Origin of the sequence: Pseudoalteromonas lipolytica (genome assembly GCF_900116435.1) — a bacterium.
GTDB classification, from domain to species: domain Bacteria; phylum Pseudomonadota; class Gammaproteobacteria; order Enterobacterales; family Alteromonadaceae; genus Pseudoalteromonas; species Pseudoalteromonas lipolytica.
Genome location: NZ_FPAZ01000023.1, coordinates 1 through 17,878 on the forward strand (window position 1 = coordinate 1; position 17,878 = coordinate 17,878).

Here is a 17,878-nt window from a genome sequence, read left to right on the forward strand (position 1 = left end):
TTCTGACATTGAGAACCCATCAGATGCTGCAAGCACGACGTTTATGTTGACGGTTGAAGGTTTAAATGACGCACCCGTCGTTTCAGTTGAAGCAAGTGCTCAACAAATGACGGAAGGCGGCGTACTAACCCTTGATGCATCGGCATCACATGATTTAGATAATGATGAGTTAACTTTCTCATGGGAAGGTCCTGGTGTAATAGCAAGCCCGACATCAGCAGTTACAGAAGTGTCTGGTTTAAGCGTTGGAGAGCATCAATTTACAGTAACAGTAAGCGATGGTGTTGACGCGATGGAGTTAGGTGTTTCAGTAACTGTTACTGCGCAAGAAGTGACGGTACAACCTGAAGTAGAAGCGAAGTCGAGCTCAAGCGGCTCACTTGCATGGCTAACACTTCTAATGGCAGGTTTTGCAGGCTTAAGACGCCGTAAAGCAAAGCGCAGCTAATCACTCCCTAAGTGTGTTATGTGACAAAGGGCCTTCGGGCCCTTTTTTCGTTTGTGTACTCTGCTCAACATAAAAGGATGTGGCCTATATGTCATGTTTACTTCGCTTTTTAGTCAGGCTGTTTTATTAACGTTTGCAGTTAATTAAAAATGGGGGCAAAAGCCAGATTGTAAAAGGGGGTTTTTAGGGAAGGTGAGTGTTTATGTTACTCTTTTATAAGGGAAAATAAGTCATCTTAGAAAGATGGGTTTTTACCTTATAACTAAAAGTAATAAAGCGATTGAAAATCCTCTGTAGCAAAATGTACAGAGTATTTCATATTTTTTTCAGTGTGTTAGTTTGAAGTAAGCGAGGGATTAGCCCCGCATTAACATAGTTGTTGAGTGAAAAAATTATACAAAAATGTGTGCAAACGCTATGATCGCACCCAGAAGGGTGGAAACCTGTGGGTTATTAATCGTGTTTAGGCATCATTATAATCATTAATAATGCTATTAAGGTGAATTAAGTTGATGAAAAAATTGCTTGGCTTACTGTGTTGTTTAACGACGTCTACCGCTTATGCGCAGGGAGATGTAAAACAACCACAGTTGATAAAAAAGTCGACAATTCATGCCAGTATTACACTAGGATACGGTGGTATAGAGAACCCTGTTCTTGGTGCGGATAACGTCACGTCTCCTGTTTTACCAAGCGTGGCTTATTATGGTGATGATTGGTACTTCGACGACTTTTCGCTTGGTTACAGCTTAATCGAAACCCCAGATTTCTATGTCGATTTACTCGGCCGCTTTAACGATGATGGTTTCTTTTTTGAGTTGGATGGTATCGATAAACTGTATGCCACGGGTGTTATTAGAACAGGCACTGATAGACCAACAAGACCCTCAGCTTCACCAATAAACCTGACCCCAATTGAACGTGATTTATCGTATATGGCAGGGGTAGCCTCAGCGGTAAACGTGTACGACTCTGTGTGGTTAAGTGCTGCATATTTTCACGATGTAACGCATGTACATGACGGTTATGAATTACTTTTGACTGGCTCTCGTGAATTTAAATTGTTTTCGGGTATCGCGGGTATAGAGGCCGGCGCGACCTATAAGAATGAAGAATTAATCGATTATTACTACACCGTTTTACCATCAGAAAGTGTGGTTCGCTTACCTAAATATGATTTAGAGAGTGCGGTTAATTATCACTTAAAAGTGAGTTACGTATACCCACTGAGTGACAGTTTTAGTATCGACTTTAAGCTTAAACACACGTGGCTTGATAGCCATTTGGCACGTTCACACATGATCGAAAAAAATGGTTACTTTTCGGGTTTTGCTGGAATTACTTACCACTTTTAGGCCAGCGTATTGCAATTTCAGCCCCACCGGTGTCTGTGTTGTTTGCAAGTGATATGACCCCACCATGCCAGCTGGCAATGCGATGCACAATGTAGAGCCCTAACCCATAGCCGCTTGCGAGTTTATCCCCTTCACCTTGTTTAAAAGGCTCTATGAGTGCGTCAGCATTTATAGGCAGTCCGGGCCCGTCATCAGTCACACTAATGGTATAAAAATCACTTTCTTCCGCGCTGTGTATTAAAATGGTGTGTTTTGCGTACTTAGTGGCATTAATCAGCAAGTTTTGAACGGCAATGGCCATAAAACTTGCTTCGCAATAGGCATTTATTACGTCTAATTTAACGCTAAACTTAAGCTCTTTGTAGAGTTCAAATTTGTGGATCTCAGTCTCAATCAACCTTGTCAGGTTGGTTTTCTCTTGATTAAAGACACTTTGTTGATGCTCTAATCGTGCAAATGACAAATATTGTTCAAGGCGTAATTCAATTTCATCGATATCGCGTTCTATTTGAATACTTTCTTCTGTTTCACATTCAGAAATAGACAGTGCAAAGCGCATTCGCGAGAGTGGGGTACGAATCTCATGGGAAATAATGCGTGATAAATCATTATGAAGTTGTACAAACTGTGTGATGCGATCAGACATATGAGCAAAGGTATTTGCTAAAGGCGCAATGGAGGAGTTTGGTTTGATATCCAGCTCAATACGTTGCGGCTTTTTACTGAAACGGTATGCGGCACGTTGCAATAACCCCAAATCACGAAATACAGGGCGAATAAAGGCTAAGATCATGGCTGCAAGCAAAATGTAAAATGCAAAAAAAGCGAGCCAGTCATTTTTACTTTGTGAAATAAGCGTAATAGGGCCGACTCTTTGTATTGCACCATTATCGCTCTTCAAATAAACAAATTGTTGGCCGTTTTCATTGACACTGATAATGCCATCTCTGTCGAATGATGCCTGTAAAGAGTCAGGTAAAATTAACTCATTTTGATTAAATGCGTTAATACGCGTGTCTTTATGTTGAGCGATGAGTGCTAATTCATCCACACTGAGTTGAATACTAGGGGTTTGCTCTAAGAAAAACTGATTATAGAGTTGGCCAAATGCAAGCACTAAGGCAATTAAACTTACGGTGATGATTAAATAAAGTTTAAAAAACTGCTGCTTCATATTTCTGAAATATCCAAGCTGTATCCTTTACCTCGCACAGACTTGATATCTAAAGATTCTTTATGATATTTAATGGTTTCTTTTAGTTTTTTCCTGAGTCGACTGATTTTTAAATCGATAGCACGGTCAAGTCCGTCGTACTCACGACCGATAATATGTTTGAACAAGACTTCACGTGAAACGGGTTGCGGTGAGTTTTTGGCAAGGTAGGCAATAATTTCAAATTCACTGTCGTTCAGGTTAAGCGCTGTGTTATGGAAAAAGATATCTCTTTTTTTATTATCGATGCGTAAAATATCGTTTTGCTTAGAAAAGTTATCTTGGCCAACAGAGTGGGTAATTATGGTTTTAATTTTGGCCAGTAGTAATTCAGGCTTGATTGGTTTTAAAAGATAGTCATAGGCGCCCAAATCTAACCCTTTAATTTGTGATTGCACTGAATCTAAGGCGGTTAAAAAGATCACCGGACAGCTGAACTTTTCTTTCAGCTGCGAAATTAGTTCAAAACCATTACCATCTGGGAGCATTATGTCGCAGATAATAAGTGATGGAATAAAGGTAATTTCGCTTTGGCGATATGCCTTTGCTGTATTAAAAACATCAATTGTGTAGCCATGCTTCAATAAATACGTTTGAATTAAGCTAGCTAGCTTTACATCATCTTCAATCAAAAAAATATGGTGCATTATAAACTCCAGCCAAAACGCCGTTTAATACGATAATCTTTAGCTTCATAGTTTGCTATTGAAAGTAATTGTTGTTGAACAACTTCATTGTTTATCGGATTTATTAGTTTAACAGTCAGCGGGTGCTCGGTTTTTATTATAAATTTTTCAATAATTAAGCCGTTTTGTGTATAGCACTGTGTGTACTGTGGGCGTTGTGTTACCTCTAAGCAAAGTTCTTTAAATGGGGCTAACCTAAAGTGAACTTGAATATTAAATTCACATACTTTTTGTTTTGTATCTGTTACACACACAATGGGTGATACTTTAAAAAAAGGCTGGTCTGTACTTTCATCGGCCAGCAAATTTGCTGAAAAGCACAAACATAAAAACAGTAATGACCAGCTTAATCGGTTTATCATTTAACCAAGCCCCTGTTTTCTAAAAGTCTTTTTTTCAAAGTAATATTAACCATTGAACGTTGGTGTAACGTACCTATCTCAATATGAGAGCTCATTTTTATGCCGCTTATTATAATTATGATTATGCAGCCTATGAGTGGCAATTACACGATAAAAAACGTGTTCATCATACCTTATTTACCGTTCCCGCCACAAATAGCACTAAGAACTGCCAGCGCTTTCAGACCTATTTGTGTTTTTGTCGCGACTTCTAAGTTAGCGCCTTGTTTTAAAATAGAATCTGAATTTATATTTAGTTAAAATTAATAACTTTTCATTACGCTCTGGCGCTGCTTTAGTGTTCACTATTGTTGTTCATTTGTTAACTGTTGCGTACAAATTGATACAAAGTTCATTTTAGATATAAAAACCAACATTTTAGTAATTGTAGCTAAACTCTCGCTGAGCGTGTGACTTATATTTAACAGATTCGACCTCTCCTATAAATTTTTCTGGTAGTATAGGCAGGTTATAAGCAGTTTAAGCAGTGAACAATTATGTTAAGTCCATTTTATCAGCAACATGCTGATTACGTCTCTATTACTCGTGAGCAAGGCTGTCGTTTTGCTAAGTCCGTGGCAGATGACTTTAATCCGTTACACGACAAAGATGCCAAAAAGTTTTGTGTACCTGGCGATTTACTTTTTTCGCTTGTACTCAGCCGTTACGGGATCAGCGAAAAGATGGAATTCACTTTTGCTGGTATGGTTGATGAGACATCAAAGCTCTCTTTTCCAGAAGGCGCCGATGAATTTGATATCACTGATGGCGATAAAGTAATGCTTAAAGTGAAACGTGAGGGTGCGGTCAGTCAATGTCCAGATTTGATCAATAGCTTAATTAAAAACTACGTTGAGTTTTCTGGTACCACTTTCCCGCATGTGATCATTCCATTAATGGGTAAGCAAGATGTAATGATCAATCCAGCACGACCTATGGTTATCTATGAGTCAATGCTCATTAATTTAGACCGACTTGATATTACGTCACCAGCGCTGCAATTCGCGGAGCCTGATTTCACTTATACAGGTAAGCGAGGAAAAATCACCTTACGTTTCGATTTATTAGAAAAGGGTGAAAAAGTCGGGTCAGGCGAAAAGCACATGGTGGTGTCAGGTATTCGTGAATACTGCCAAGCAACCGTGGATGATTTGATTGCGTTTTATAATCAACGCAAAGAAACACTTAAACCTGCATAACGGCAACGCTTGTAAGAAAAGGCGCTTTAGCGCCTTTTTTGTTTTTAGTGTTGCGCGTACAATAGACGTTTTACAGTAATTGTGCACCCTATCATGTCAGTAACCAGCTTTTCAGAGTTAAACCTTGCGCCTGAACTCCTTTCAGCATTGCAAGCAGAGAATTATCACACCCCAACGGCTATTCAAAGCCAAACTATCCCGCTTATTTTAGCCGGGGTTGATGTTATGGGAAGTGCACAAACAGGCACGGGTAAAACAGCTGCCTTTGTATTACCACTGCTTGATAACTTATTGCGTGAAGAGCCGCTGCCCGAGGCTGTAAAAGTTTTAATCCTGACACCAACGCGAGAGCTTGCACAGCAAGTATTTGCCAGTGTTGAGCGTTATGCAGCTAATACACCTATTAAAGCCGCGCTTGCTTATGGCGGCGCCAGTATTGGCCCACAAATTAAAGCCATTAAAGGTGCGCAAGTTGTGGTGGCTACACCGGGACGATTACTTGATCATGTGATTAAAGGTAGCATTAAATTATCTGCCATTAGTGCCCTTGTTTTTGATGAAGCAGATCGCATGCTTGATATGGGGTTCATTGATGAAATAAAGCGTATTCTTCGTCATGTTCCAAAACAGCGCCAAACCTTACTCTTTTCAGCCACATTTGATGACAGCATTTTTGAGCTAAGTAAACAGTTGTTGAATGATCCTAAGTTAGTTGAGGTTGATAAACGCAATTCGGCTGCTGTTGAAGTTGAGCAGATTGTGTATGCGGTTGATGAGGATCGTAAACGCGAACTCGTTTCACATATGATCGGCATGAAAAATTGGCAACAAGTACTTATATTCACCCGCACTAAACAAACGGCCGATAGTCTGGCAAAAGAAATGTGTAAGGACGGCTTAAAAACGGAGTCTATTCACGGCGATAAAAGCCAAGGGGCGCGAGACAAAGCGCTGCAAAATTTTAAGACGGGTGTCACTCGAGTACTTGTCGCTACAGATGTTGCGGCGCGTGGCCTTGATATCGCCTCATTAAAGTATGTAATTAACTACGAACTACCCTATGTTGCAGAGGACTATGTTCACCGTATAGGGCGGACAGGACGAGCGGGTGAAACTGGGTTGGCCATGTCATTGGTGAGTATTGATGAGCAATGGTTACTGGATGAAATTGATGTTTTATTAGATACACGCTTAACACCACAATGGCTGCCAGGGTACGAGCCTGATTTAACAAAAGAGCCAAAACAAGTCCGAAAAAACACGAATAAGGCACGACGCTCTCGTGACAAAAAACGTATATTAGGGCAAAAAAATCCTAGGCGCCGATAGATTAAGCTGTATCAGTGCTAATTTAAGGGAGCCTAAATTAGCACTAATCAACACGCTAATAGCATAAGTCGTGTGTACATTAGCTTGGTGAACAAAAGCGTTTAATGAACTGTTATGCTTACCCGCATTTTCTTTGCTAGCGACCACGTTTTCTTGTTTTAAAATCGCTGTTAATTAAACGTATTGGTATAAACGCGCACATTATTTAAGCGATTTGTTTTTCGGCTAGGTTTAATTCCATGGTTGCTTTAAGTAAGCGGTAAAGATTAATTGACGCATCAATTTCTTCTTTACGGTTTGTTAAGCTCTCAATATTTAAACCAAGTGGCACCGCTAAATGTGCGCAGCTTTGTAATATGAGGTCAAGATTTTCACGGCAAATGCGTACTGACTCACTCAATGGATTTGCAGAATCAAGCATGCGCCATTTTGTTGCCTCCGGTACAGAGATACCCAGCCACTCCATAAAATCTAACGTTTTCTCACCACCACAGGGTGTAAACGTTAAAATTATACGCTTAGGTGCGATGCCTAACGCTTTGCAGCTACGTGCATAGCTAGTGATTAAATCAATGGTTGCTTGTGCGTTGTAGACGGCTTGTGAAATAAAAAACTTACAACCTTGCTCTGTTTTTTCTAATAGACGGTCATGCTCGTTACGTTTGCTTGCATGGCGTTCAGCAATAGTCACACCGCCAAGAAACACATCATTGTCTTGCTTAGCAAGGGTGTTATAAGCATCAGGTAAACTTAGTTTGATATCACCATGCGAAGATGGGCTGCCTACCAAGACTAGATTTTTTAAATCAAACTCATTACGTGTTTCGTGTAGCCAATCGGTAAATTCAGCTTCACTGCGCTGGGCAACACTTTTGTAGGTAATAACATCTAAATGAGACAGGCTACGCAACAAATGGCTGTACTCACGTGGGTCTACGGTTTCTTTAAATGGAAACGGACGCGGCTTTTCTGTACGGCTGCTTTCATCTTGAATGTCGTAGATAATGACACCATCGTATTCAATTTCATGAAGGCGACCCAATAATTTTTGTGCAATGGTTTCAAGCATGGCTTTATCAGTGCCTGATTTAGGCGGTGTGGTACCAATCAGGTATACACCCTGATTGGTGTCTTCAATTTTCTCTTGTAGTGATAAAGCCATAATCCTCATTCCAGCTCGTGCCTGCGTCTATGGGAAATAATATAGCAGCCATTTAGACGTCTAGATAGATTTTTCTGTTGAAAGTTTTTCAATGAGCATGAATTTAATTCAAGTTGGTGGTGGGGTGTTATCTTAAATTGACACACCTGTTTACATTAATTGTGCCCTTGACCCTCATATTTTCCAGTACTTTCATGCATAATCAAACACAACTGATTATGAGAAAAATAACTAACAAGTAAAATTAAAGGATCATTATGAAATTTAGATTATTAGCGACCAGTGTTGCTGTAACGCTTGCTCTTAGCGGGTGTGCGACGAATTCACAATCAAATATGGTTAAAGAAGTCGAAATAGAACAGGTTGTCAGCCAAGAAGATAACCGTGTATTTAGCCAAGATTACGTTTTAGAAGAACTAGAAAATGGTCTTCGTGTCATGGTGGTAAAAACGGATTACCCCGATGTTGTTTCATTACAAATTCCCGTGTCGGTAGGTTCTCGTAACGAAGTAGAAGAAGGCAAAACGGGCTTTGCTCACTTTTTTGAGCACATGATGTTTAAAGGCTCAGAAAAATTCCCACAAGACGTGTATTCAGATATTTTAAAAAACTCGGGTGTTGATAACCGCGCGTATACTACTAATGATTACACCAACTATCATTTAAACTTCTCAAAAGAGCACCTTGATAAAGTGCTTGAAATTGAAGCTGATATCTTTCAAAACCTCACGTACAGCGAAGAACAGTTCCGTACAGAAGCCTTAACAGTGAAAGGTGAGTACTTAAAAAATAATGCCAGTCCAATTCGTAAATTGCTTTCAGCAGTGCGTAACGAAGCATTTGAGAAACATACTTATAAACACACCACGATGGGCTTTTTTGAAGACATTGAAGCCATGCCAGATCAAATGGCTTACGGGAAAGAGTTTTTCGCAAAATTTTATAAACCAGAATATGTATCGTTGGTCATTGTTGGTGATGTCGACCCTCAAGAAACCATGGCAATGGTGAAAAAACATTGGGGTGACTGGAAAAAAGGTGATTACCAAGCAGATATTCCAGTAGAGCCAAAGCAACAAGCGCCAAAATATATACATGAGCAGAATGACGGTTTACCAGGCCATTGGTTGCTTGTATCGTATAAAGGCACTGCGTGGGATCCAACGCAAAAAGATCGCGCCGCACTTGATTTAATCTCACAGCTTTATTTCTCAAATAACTCAGCGCTTTATCAAGAATTGGTGGTTGATAAGCAAATCGCAAGTCAAATGTTCACTTATAATCCTGATACAAAAGATCCGGGGTTATTGCATGTCTTTGTAAAAGTAGAAAACGAAGCCGATCTTGCAAAAGCACGTGATGCCATTAACCGCACATATGTACAAGCACGCACTGAGCTTGTTGATGCCCAAAAACTGGCAGACTTAAAATCAAATTTAAAATACAGCTTTATCAATGGGCTTGATTCATCGCAATCAATCGCCTCGACACTTGCAAGCTACATGCATTTTGAGCGTGATCCAGAGGTAATCAATCAGCTCTATGCGACTGCCGATAGCATCACCCCAGAAGACATTAAAGCGATAGCGAATAAATACTTTGTTGATTCAAGCCGTACTACAGTGACGATGTCGGCTTTAGATAACGTGGCAGGATTTGAGCAAGAAGTTGACCTAAACGCAGCCGTTGCAAGTACAGAACAAGCGCCAACAGAGCGTCATTTTAAAGTGCTCGATAAAACCAACAGTTCACCATTGGTTGATGTTAACTGGTTATTTAATACCGGTGCCGCGGCCGATCCAGCAGGTAAAAAAGGCGTCGCCGCATTAACGGCAGCCATGCTTGCGAAAGGTGGCTCAGAAACGATGAGCTATAAAGACATTCAAAAAGCGTTATACCCACTCGCGGGTAGCTTTGGGTATCAAATCGATAAAGAGATGATTTCGTTGCGCGGTCGTGTACACAAAGACAATGCGGCACAGTGGTATGCGCTTGTGAGTGAACAATTACTCAACCCAGGTTTTAGAGAAGATGACTTCAAACGCCTGAAAAAAGAGCTTATCGATAGCATTAAAGCGGGGCTTAAAGCATCAAACGATGAAGAGCTCGGTAAAGAAGTGCTTTATCATCAACTGTATAAAGGCCACCCATACGAAAGCTATAACTATGGTGACTTATCTGATCTGGAAGCATTGACGCTTGATGATGTAAAAGCGTTTTACGGCAAGCAATTCACACAATCAAAACTAACCGTAGGTTTAATTGGTGCGATTCCAAGCGATGTAAAATCGGCGATGCTAAAAGATTTAACATCGCTGCCAGAAGGCAAAGAAAGCCGTTTAGTAATTCCCGATGCGCCAGCACTGAGTGGTCACCATGCCACCATTGTTGAAAAGTCGGCGCAATCAACAGCCGTGTCGTTTGGTTTCCCAATAGAGACGATTCGTAGTAGTGAAGATTGGACTGCATTATGGCTAGTGCGTTCATACTTTGGCGAGCACAGAAGTTCAAATAGCTTCTTGTATCAGCGTATTCGTCAAACCCGTGGTATGAACTACGGTGACTATGCGTACGTTGAATACTTCCCACGTGGTATGTTCCAAACTAAGCCTGATGCGAACTTAGGCCGCTCTGAGCAAATTTTCCAAGTATGGCTGCGTCCATTGCGCTCTAATAACGATGCGCACTTTGCAACCCGTACCGCGTTATTCGAGTTAGATAAGCTTATTAAAAACGGCATCAGCAAAGAAGATTTTGAAGCAACGCGCAACTTCTTAATTAACTTTGTGCCACAAATGGTGGCAAGCCAAGACCGCCAACTAGGCTACGCGCTAGATAGTGAGTTTTATAATACAGAGAGCTTTGTTGACTATGTACGTGGCAAGCTTGAAAAGCTAACACTTGAGGATGTGAACCGTGTTATTCGCGAGAATCTGCAAACCGACAATATTCACTATGTGTTTATTACAGGTGACGGTAAAGACATGCAAAAGCGCTTAGCGTCAGAGCAAACATCGCCTATGGTTTATAACGCAGAAAAACCAGCAGAACTTGTCGCGGAAGACAACGTGATTGCTGATTATAAGCTCGCTATTCCAGCGAAAAATATATCAGTCGTTGATGTAGAAAAGGTGTTTCAATAACACACAATAGAGTGCTCCTTTAGGGGCACTCTTCTTTATTTGTTTGCGGGTAGTGATCAGCAACAACAAGTTTGTTGCGGCCAGTATCCTTCGCTTGATAAAGTGCATTATCGGCCATTTCGATCAATTGCATGGCATTATCAGCGACGTTTGGCACAAGTGTTGCCAAACCAATACTGACTGTTAAAGGGTGGCCAGCCAGTTCGGGGAGCTTTAATGCTGTAAGCTCGGCCATAAAACGCGTTAATAGCATTTGAGCCTGTAAACAGTGAGTATTTCCCAACACTAATATAAATTCTTCGCCACCGTATCTTGCACATAAATCGCCAGGTCTACGCGCGTAGTCGGGCAGTATTTTTGCGACTTCTTTTAGGCAAGTGTCACCAACGACATGGCCAAAGTTATCATTGAGAAGTTTGAAGTTATCTAAATCAATCATCGCCAGCGATATGGGAAGTTTGAGTCGCATGCAGCGGCTCCACTCTTGCTCATAAAAGTCATCAAAATGACGTCGATTAGCAATTTGTGTCAGACCATCAATATGCGCTAACTCTTGAACTTGTTGTTCTGCAAGTTTTCGTTCAGTGATGTTTAAATGACTAATCACCACGAAACGCTGCGCATTATACTCCAGTGGCACAGCACGCATCATAAACCAGCGTTTTTCGATGTCGCTATGACAAGGGTACTCTAAGTAAAATTCAGGTTCTTGATTATTGATGACTTTATTGAGACCTGCTAAGGCTTTTATTCCAAAATCATCGCCTTGTATTGCGGCTGACTTGCAGATAGCTAAGTAATTTTGTTTCTGCCATTGAATATCACAGTCACAGTTATTCTCATCGCCAAACGTTTGCCAACTGCGATTAACAAATATGATATCGCCCAGCTCATTGATAACAACGATATGCTCTGAGATGGTATCAAGTATTAATTTCAAAAATTCTTTTGATTCAACCACATTGGTTCCTGACCATGACTACTCAATTAAGATTAGCAATAAATGCTGAGTTTTCACTGTTGTTGATGTAAAAAATAATCCGAAGCACTTAATTTATTGCGCAGTTCATTTTACTGCATTGTGAAGGTGTTACAACAGGGAATAAGTCGATACTTCAAATAACAGTAAAACAGGTTACTCATATTTTTTAAGTAACCGGTTTTACGTAATAGAGAGGCTGTTGTGTCGGTTTTAAGGTTTTGCTATTTAGCTTTCTGCCAGAATCACACCGAGGCTCAACTCTGACAGTCAATCTATTTGTTATAACAATGCGCCAACTTCCACGCCGATAGCTAACAACAAGGTTGCTGCAACAAAGGCGATGAGTACTGCGTGACCACGCTGTTCTTTTTTCATCGTTCACTCCTAAAAAATAACAAATACTGTTGCCATACCCAGTGCAAAACTAACACACGATGAAGCTGCAACAATTGCGGCCAAGTTTTGCTTCGATACTGCTTTTGCTTCGCTTTCAACGGCTGGTTCATCGTCTAGTTTGATAAGCTCACCTTGGCGTACTTCAAATACCGCACATAGGCTCATGGTGGTTTCTTTTGATGCCGCACCTTCTTTTTCAACGCGTTGAATGGTTCGTAGGCTTACATCACAGGCGTCGGCCAACTGCTGTTGTGTCCAGTCGAACTTAAGCCTTAATGTTTTAATTGTATTAGGGTTTAATTGCATCACTTACTTCCCAATAAACGGCTCGATAAGTGTGATAAAGGCAAAACCAAAAATAGCCCCCCCAATAAAGCAACCTAAGGTAACCATAGCAACTTGTTTTGGGTTATCAGTCAGTGCGGTTTGCGTGCTTTGCTTTACCAATTTGCCAGCTTTAAAAAACGAACATTCAAGCTTGCCTGTTAGCATATTTTGCATCTTAAATTCGACTGCATACGCATTATCTTGGTAGTTAAAGTCGTGACGACTTTTAAAGCCGAAGCTGCGCTTCTCACTAACCAATTCATCGTTTACATATATTTCTTCTTTGCCGCTCATGATGTGACCAAAGCATGCGATTTGGTTATCACCATCTTGAAAGTAAAGTTTATAACCTAGTTTATGTGAGTTTAGTACGTCGTTTTTCATCATCGTTTCCTTGTTAAGTTGATGATGTAAATTTAATGATTATTTTTGTTTTTTACGCCGTCAGCGATACGCCAGTCCCTATTTTGGCATATGACAGCCAAGATGTCATATTGGTTTTGTTATTGAAATATAAGCGAATTATTTTAAGTGGTTCGATTGATGTTGTATCGGTCACTGTCGTATTGGCTTGCACTAAAATAACCGTTAGATAACAAAAAAGTAGCGATGACACTCTGGTTATTAGATATAACCAGAACAAATAAACAACGGGTTAGTACATCTTGCTACAAATCCGTTAAACTTAAGGCATAGCAGTTAGGTACAACCAGAAAGGCAAAAATATGCGTCATGAAATTTGGCAACAGCTTCGCGAAGAAGCAAACGAAGTCGTTACTCGCGAACCATTATTAGCAAGTCATGTTTACTCGTGTGTGTTAAATCATGAGTGTTTGGGGTCGGCGCTGAGTTTTATTGTTGCTAATAAGCTGGCAGATGCCGTCGTGTCAGCATTTACTATTCGTGAATTATTTGACCAAGCCTTTGTAAAATGTGACTTAATGCTAACGCATGTGGCCCATGACATAAAAGCTGTTAAAGATCGTGACCCCGCAGCCGATAGTTATTTAACTGTGATACTTAACTTAAAGGGCTTCCATGCAATACAAGCACACCGACTCGCACATTGTTTATGGCTGCAAAACAGAAAAGAGCTTGCTCGCTTTATTCAAAGTAGAACCTCAGAAGTATTTGGCGTTGATATCCATCCTGCTTGTAAAGTCGGTCATGGTATTATGTTTGACCATGCAACTGGGATTGTAATTGGTGAAACCGCGGTTATCGAAGATAACGTATCGATTCTACAGTCTGTGACATTAGGCGGTACGGGTAATGAGCAAGGCGATCGCCATCCTAAAATTCGCGCAGGCGTTCTAATTGGCGCGGGTGCAAAAGTACTTGGTAATATAGAAGTCGGTGAGGGTGCGCGTATTGGCGCAAACTCTGTGGTATTGAGTCCTGTTCCTGCCCATACAACGGTGGTTGGGGTGCCAGCTAAAGTAGTCGGTAAACCAAACTGCCCATGCCCCGCAGAAAGCATGAATCAAAACTTTTTAGATGATAGTGCAGCCACCCCTAGCAATGAATCGCATACGAGTGCTATGTTGTAATTTCAATTACATTGTTATTTAAAGGGCAACGGAAGTGTCTAAATTATCTTTAGGGTTAGTCGTTGCAGCGTCTTTTTTATGTGGCGCTGCTGCGATGTCGTTCTATCAATCTTTTTCTGCTACAACAACGTCTGACATTGAGCCAGCAGCGCCGAGTGTTGCTGGTTATGAACCGCATGAAACTTCATCTGTGAGCATTAAAAAACCTGAAACCATGAGCGCTCAAAATGAGCCACTCAACAAGGCGCCTATAGAATCCGCTACGGCAACTGAGCTTGTGCAACAAATTGAAGAGTTACAGCAGCAAGTGGCAAATCAACAAACAATTATAGCCAGTTACAAAGCGGCGGTTGTCTCACCGCAACAGATTAATTCGCGTACCGAGGCATTGTACAGTTTATTAGAAGAGCAGGCGCGTGATGAAGCATGGGCGTATCAAACAGAAACGGCCATGGCAGACTTTCTTATCATGGCCGATTTACCTGTACAGCCAGATATGACTGTTGCCAACTGTAAAACCTCCGTCTGTGAATTTAAATTGCAACAGCCTGAAGGGGTTGATTCACTTCCTGCACATTATTGGCGAAATATCAGCGATAAGTTGATGGAGCAAGGCTGGTGGAAGCAGTTTAAATACTCTTCTTCCACATCAAGCGACGATACTCTGAGCATCATTGTTAGTACTGAACAGTAAATAACGCACAGCTAGATCACGTTTGATTTTAATTGGCCGTCCGCTAGTTCAGTTATCAATAATTCCCCTGATTTGATATCAGCCACTGACTTCACAACGTGACCGTGCTCATTTTTAGTGATGCTGTAGCCACGTGCTAGCACGCTTAGCGGACTCACCGAGTCTAAACGGCTTGCTTGCAGTGAAAGGGTGTTACGAGAGATTGAGAGCTGTTGTTGCATAGCTTGCGTTAAACGGCCATGTAATTGCACTAATTGATGTTCGCTTCTGGCCAGCTGCTTTTCAGGTGAACGCTGCATTAAACGCGGTGTTAAGTTTGCAAGAACGCGCTCATAATGCTGAATTTTACCGTTAATAGCGCTGTGCAATGCGAGGGTTAACTCATCTAATTTTTGAGTTTGCTGGTTTAACTGGTTACGCGGATGACACAGCTGCAAACGATGTTCAAACTGTGTTGCAGTGCTGCGTTTAACAGACAGTGTATGTTTAAATGCATGGTGTAAATGCTTCACTAACTGACTGACTTTATTGTGTAGCTCCTGCGTGTTAGGGCTAACAAGCTCGGCAGCGGCAGAAGGTGTAGCGGCACGTATATCGGCTACATAATCACTGATTGTGGTGTCGACCTCATGCCCAACTGCGCTGACAATAGGTAATTCACTGGCAAATATAGCGCGGGCGAGTTGTTCATTGTTAAAGCACCATAGATCTTCTAATGAGCCACCGCCACGACCGAGTATTAATACATCAACTTCATGTCGCTGGTTAGCAATATTAATTTTTTCAATAAGTTGGCTGTGGGCATCAGCCCCTTGCACCATGGCAGGGTAAATCACAACTTCAAGCTGCGGTGCGCGACGCTTTAAAACGGTTAAAATATCGCGGATGGCAGCCCCAGTCGCAGAGGTAATGACACCAACGCGGTTTATCGTAGTGGGGAGGGGCTTTTTATGTGCAGAACTAAAAAGGCCTTCAGCGGCAAGGCGCATTTTCAGTGCATCGAATTCTTGTTTTAGTAACCCTTCACCAGCCGGTGCCATATGCTCAACAATGAGTTGATAATCACCGCGCGGTTCGTACAATGAAACCCGAGCACGCACTGTGACTTGCGCGCCATTTGTTGGGCGAAAAGTCTGTCCACGGTTATTGCCTCGCCACATAGCCGCTTTCACTTGAGCTCTGTCGTCTTTTAAAGTGAAATACCAATGGCCTGAAGCCGGGGCAATAAAATTAGAAATCTCGCCCGTTAACACAAGTGATGAAAAGCCTTGCTCTAAAACATGGCGAATTTCCTTATTTAGGCGCGAGACCGTATAAATAGGCTGTGTTGAGTGCGTTAAAGCCATTTAAAACCCCAATAAAATAAACTGCGTCTACTTTATCATAAATAAATGCGGAATTTTATTTACTCATGCGCATAACGCTGATAAAATTTGGCCGCAATTCCTTATACTCAGATCCACATGTGAGAAGTTGCCAAAATGCTTAGAATTGCTAAAGAAGCTCTTACCTTTGACGACGTACTTTTAGTACCAGGTCATTCTACTGTTTTGCCACACACGGCAAATATTTCAACTCGCTTAACGCGTGGTATCAAACTTAACTTGCCGCTAGTTTCAGCATCTATGGATACTGTAACAGAAGCTCGCTTGGCGATTGCGCTAGCGCAAGAAGGCGGTTTAGGTTTTATCCACAAAAACATGACAATCGAAGAGCAAGCTAAAAACGTACGTAAAGTAAAAACGTACGAGGCAGGTATTGTTTCTTTCCCTGTTACTGTGACTGCGGATCTAACAATTGCTGATGCTATCGCGCTTTCAGAAGAAAAAGGTTTTTCAGGTTTCCCTGTAACCGACGCTGACAATAACCTTGTAGGTATTGTTACAAGCCGTGATATGCGTTTTGAAACTAAACTTGAGCAGCCTGTTTCTACAGTGATGACGAAAAAAGAATCGTTAGTGACTGTAAAAGAAGGTGCAGACCGCGATGAAATTTTAGGTCTCATGCACGAGCACCGTATCGAAAAAATTCTTGTAGTTGATGATGCATTTAAACTGAAAGGCATGATCACTGTAAAAGATTATCAAAAAGCACAAGACAAACCTCACGCATGTAAAGACGAACAAGGTCGTTTACGTGTAGGCGCTGCTGTAGGTGTTGGCCCAGGTACTGATGAGCGTATCGCTGCCCTTGTTGAAGCGGGTGTTGACGTATTACTTATCGATACTTCACATGGTCACTCACAAGGTGTTATCGACCGTGTTGCACAAACTCGTCAAACATACCCAGATTTACAAATCGTAGCGGGTAACGTTGCGACAGCTGAAGGTGCAATTGCCCTTGCTGATGCAGGTGTTGATGCCGTTAAAGTGGGCATTGGCCCAGGCTCTATCTGTACTACACGTATCGTTACAGGATGTGGTGTACCACAAATCACCGCTATTTCAGATGCAGTTGAAGGCTTAAAAGGCCGTGACATTCCTGTTATTGCTGACGGTGGTATTCGTTTCTCTGGCGATATCGTAAAAGCACTGGTTGCGGGTGCATCATGTGTCATGGTGGGTTCAATGCTCGCGGGTACAGAAGAAGCACCAGGTGAAGTTGAGCTATATCAAGGCCGTTACTACAAGTCATACCGTGGTATGGGTAGCCTTGGTGCGATGAACCAAAAAGAAGGTTCATCAGACCGTTACTTCCAGAAATCGAACGAAGCAGACAAGCTTGTTCCTGAAGGTATCGAAGGCCGTGTTGCTTATAAAGGACCTATTGCGACAATCATTCACCAACAAGTGGGTGGTCTTCGCAGTGCAATGGGCTTAACTGGCTGTGCGACAATTGAAGAGTTAAATACTAAACCTCAGTTTGTCCGTGTAACGTCGGCTGGTATGGGTGAATCACATGTTCACGATGTGCAAATCACCAAAGAAGCGCCAAACTACCGTTTAGGTTAATAACCGTAACGTATTGAAATTACATGGGCTAGCATATGCTAG

General features: G+C 41.5%; 17 protein-coding genes. 9 read left to right on the top strand and 8 right to left on the bottom strand.

Annotated features, from left to right (window positions below; genetic code table 11):
* Positions 1-448, top strand: a 448-nt coding sequence (locus tag BM378_RS18590) for an Ig-like domain-containing protein (RefSeq protein ID WP_143104603.1), incomplete at its 5' end; no start/stop codon positions are given.
* 512 nt (positions 449-960) lie between these two features.
* Complete coding sequence (locus BM378_RS18595; RefSeq protein WP_065978455.1) at positions 961-1,803, top strand: MipA/OmpV family protein; 843 nt, start codon at positions 961-963, stop codon at positions 1,801-1,803.
* On the opposite strand, the gene BM378_RS18600 is transcribed toward BM378_RS18595, so the two are convergent.
* The 3 genes from BM378_RS18600 to BM378_RS18610 are packed head-to-tail and all read right to left on the bottom strand — an operon-like array spanning position 1,787 to position 4,064.
* Positions 1,787-2,977: an ATP-binding protein gene (locus tag BM378_RS18600; protein ID WP_074989754.1), complete on the bottom strand. Its 1,191-nt coding sequence runs from the start codon at positions 2,975-2,977 to the stop codon at positions 1,787-1,789. The two genes, BM378_RS18595 and BM378_RS18600, sit on opposite strands and share 17 nt — an antisense overlap.
* Entirely contained in the window at positions 2,974-3,663 is a 690-nt protein-coding gene (locus tag BM378_RS18605; protein ID WP_074989755.1) for a response regulator transcription factor, read from the bottom strand. Before BM378_RS18605 ends, BM378_RS18600 begins: the two co-directional genes overlap by 4 nt.
* Positions 3,663-4,064, bottom strand: coding sequence for a DUF3019 domain-containing protein (locus tag BM378_RS18610; protein ID WP_036970636.1), 402 nt, complete (start codon positions 4,062-4,064; stop codon positions 3,663-3,665). The genes BM378_RS18605 and BM378_RS18610 overlap by 1 nt, the downstream gene beginning before the upstream one ends.
* 536 nt (positions 4,065-4,600) lie before the next feature.
* On the opposite strand from BM378_RS18610, the gene BM378_RS18615 reads away from it, so the two are divergent.
* Entirely contained in the window at positions 4,601-5,302 is a 702-nt protein-coding gene (locus BM378_RS18615) for a DUF3581 domain-containing protein (RefSeq protein WP_036970634.1), read from the top strand.
* Positions 5,303-5,395: 93 nt separating this feature from the next.
* On the top strand, positions 5,396-6,631 hold the full coding sequence (locus BM378_RS18620) for a DEAD/DEAH box helicase (protein WP_036970629.1): 1,236 nt from the start codon (positions 5,396-5,398) through the stop codon (positions 6,629-6,631).
* Between the two features lie 205 nt (positions 6,632-6,836).
* Here BM378_RS18620 and BM378_RS18625 read toward each other — a convergent pair whose 3' ends face one another.
* A complete protein-coding gene (locus BM378_RS18625) occupies positions 6,837-7,793 on the bottom strand; it encodes a methylenetetrahydrofolate reductase (RefSeq protein WP_036970627.1) in 957 nt (318 codons plus the stop codon).
* Between the two features lie 257 nt (positions 7,794-8,050).
* On the opposite strand from BM378_RS18625, the gene BM378_RS18630 reads away from it, so the two are divergent.
* Positions 8,051-10,936, top strand: coding sequence for a M16 family metallopeptidase (locus BM378_RS18630; protein WP_074989756.1), 2,886 nt, complete (start codon positions 8,051-8,053; stop codon positions 10,934-10,936).
* 19 nt (positions 10,937-10,955) lie between these two features.
* Here the strand turns inward: BM378_RS18630 and BM378_RS18635 are convergent, their stop codons facing one another.
* The 3 genes from BM378_RS18635 to BM378_RS18645 all read right to left on the bottom strand — a co-directional run bounded on the left by BM378_RS18635 (position 10,956) and on the right by BM378_RS18645 (position 13,025).
* Entirely contained in the window at positions 10,956-11,897 is a 942-nt protein-coding gene (locus BM378_RS18635) for a sensor domain-containing diguanylate cyclase (protein WP_051501821.1), read from the bottom strand.
* Between the two features lie 405 nt (positions 11,898-12,302).
* Positions 12,303-12,620 (bottom strand): helix-turn-helix transcriptional regulator, encoded by a 318-nt coding sequence (locus BM378_RS18640; RefSeq protein WP_074989757.1) that lies wholly within the window; start codon positions 12,618-12,620, stop codon positions 12,303-12,305.
* A 3-nt stretch (positions 12,621-12,623) separates the two neighbouring features.
* Complete coding sequence (locus BM378_RS18645; protein ID WP_176714541.1) at positions 12,624-13,025, bottom strand: hypothetical protein; 402 nt, start codon at positions 13,023-13,025, stop codon at positions 12,624-12,626.
* A gap of 35 nt (positions 13,026-13,060) precedes the next feature.
* Between BM378_RS18645 and BM378_RS20480 the strand changes: the two genes are divergently transcribed.
* From BM378_RS20480 to BM378_RS18655, 3 genes are all read left to right on the top strand, one after another.
* Entirely contained in the window at positions 13,061-13,237 is a 177-nt protein-coding gene (locus BM378_RS20480) for a hypothetical protein (RefSeq protein ID WP_162898024.1), read from the top strand.
* A 129-nt stretch (positions 13,238-13,366) separates the two neighbouring features.
* Positions 13,367-14,191 (top strand): serine O-acetyltransferase, encoded by an 825-nt coding sequence (cysE, locus tag BM378_RS18650; RefSeq protein ID WP_036970620.1) that lies wholly within the window; start codon positions 13,367-13,369, stop codon positions 14,189-14,191.
* Between the two features lie 34 nt (positions 14,192-14,225).
* The gene (locus BM378_RS18655; protein WP_074989758.1) at positions 14,226-14,885 is read left to right on the top strand and encodes a hypothetical protein; all 660 of its coding nucleotides are present in this window, start codon (positions 14,226-14,228) and stop codon (positions 14,883-14,885) included.
* Positions 14,886-14,896: 11 nt separating this feature from the next.
* Here the strand turns inward: BM378_RS18655 and xseA are convergent, their stop codons facing one another.
* Positions 14,897-16,231 (bottom strand): exodeoxyribonuclease VII large subunit, encoded by a 1,335-nt coding sequence (gene xseA, locus BM378_RS18660; RefSeq protein WP_036970617.1) that lies wholly within the window; start codon positions 16,229-16,231, stop codon positions 14,897-14,899.
* A gap of 135 nt (positions 16,232-16,366) precedes the next feature.
* Here xseA and guaB point away from each other — a divergent pair, with 135 nt between their 5' ends.
* Positions 16,367-17,836: an IMP dehydrogenase gene (gene guaB / locus BM378_RS18665; RefSeq protein WP_036970614.1), complete on the top strand. Its 1,470-nt coding sequence runs from the start codon at positions 16,367-16,369 to the stop codon at positions 17,834-17,836.
* Positions 17,837-17,878: the final 42 nt, after the last annotated feature.

Coding starts and splice junctions, on each gene's coding strand:
- BM378_RS18595 (WP_065978455.1), top strand. CDS start 961: ATGAAAAAATTGCTTGGCTTACTGTGTTGTTTAACGACGTCTACCGCT.
- BM378_RS18600 (WP_074989754.1), bottom strand. CDS start 2,977: ATGAAGCAGCAGTTTTTTAAACTTTATTTAATCATCACCGTAAGTTTA.
- BM378_RS18605 (WP_074989755.1), bottom strand. CDS start 3,663: ATGCACCATATTTTTTTGATTGAAGATGATGTAAAGCTAGCTAGCTTA.
- BM378_RS18610 (WP_036970636.1), bottom strand. CDS start 4,064: ATGATAAACCGATTAAGCTGGTCATTACTGTTTTTATGTTTGTGCTTT.
- BM378_RS18615 (WP_036970634.1), top strand. CDS start 4,601: ATGTTAAGTCCATTTTATCAGCAACATGCTGATTACGTCTCTATTACT.
- BM378_RS18620 (WP_036970629.1), top strand. CDS start 5,396: ATGTCAGTAACCAGCTTTTCAGAGTTAAACCTTGCGCCTGAACTCCTT.
- BM378_RS18625 (WP_036970627.1), bottom strand. CDS start 7,793: ATGGCTTTATCACTACAAGAGAAAATTGAAGACACCAATCAGGGTGTA.
- BM378_RS18630 (WP_074989756.1), top strand. CDS start 8,051: ATGAAATTTAGATTATTAGCGACCAGTGTTGCTGTAACGCTTGCTCTT.
- BM378_RS18640 (WP_074989757.1), bottom strand. CDS start 12,620: ATGCAATTAAACCCTAATACAATTAAAACATTAAGGCTTAAGTTCGAC.
- BM378_RS18645 (WP_176714541.1), bottom strand. CDS start 13,025: ATGAAAAACGACGTACTAAACTCACATAAACTAGGTTATAAACTTTAC.
- BM378_RS20480 (WP_162898024.1), top strand. CDS start 13,061: ATGATTATTTTTGTTTTTTACGCCGTCAGCGATACGCCAGTCCCTATT.
- cysE (WP_036970620.1), top strand. CDS start 13,367: ATGCGTCATGAAATTTGGCAACAGCTTCGCGAAGAAGCAAACGAAGTC.
- xseA (WP_036970617.1), bottom strand. CDS start 16,231: ATGGCTTTAACGCACTCAACACAGCCTATTTATACGGTCTCGCGCCTA.
- guaB (WP_036970614.1), top strand. CDS start 16,367: ATGCTTAGAATTGCTAAAGAAGCTCTTACCTTTGACGACGTACTTTTA.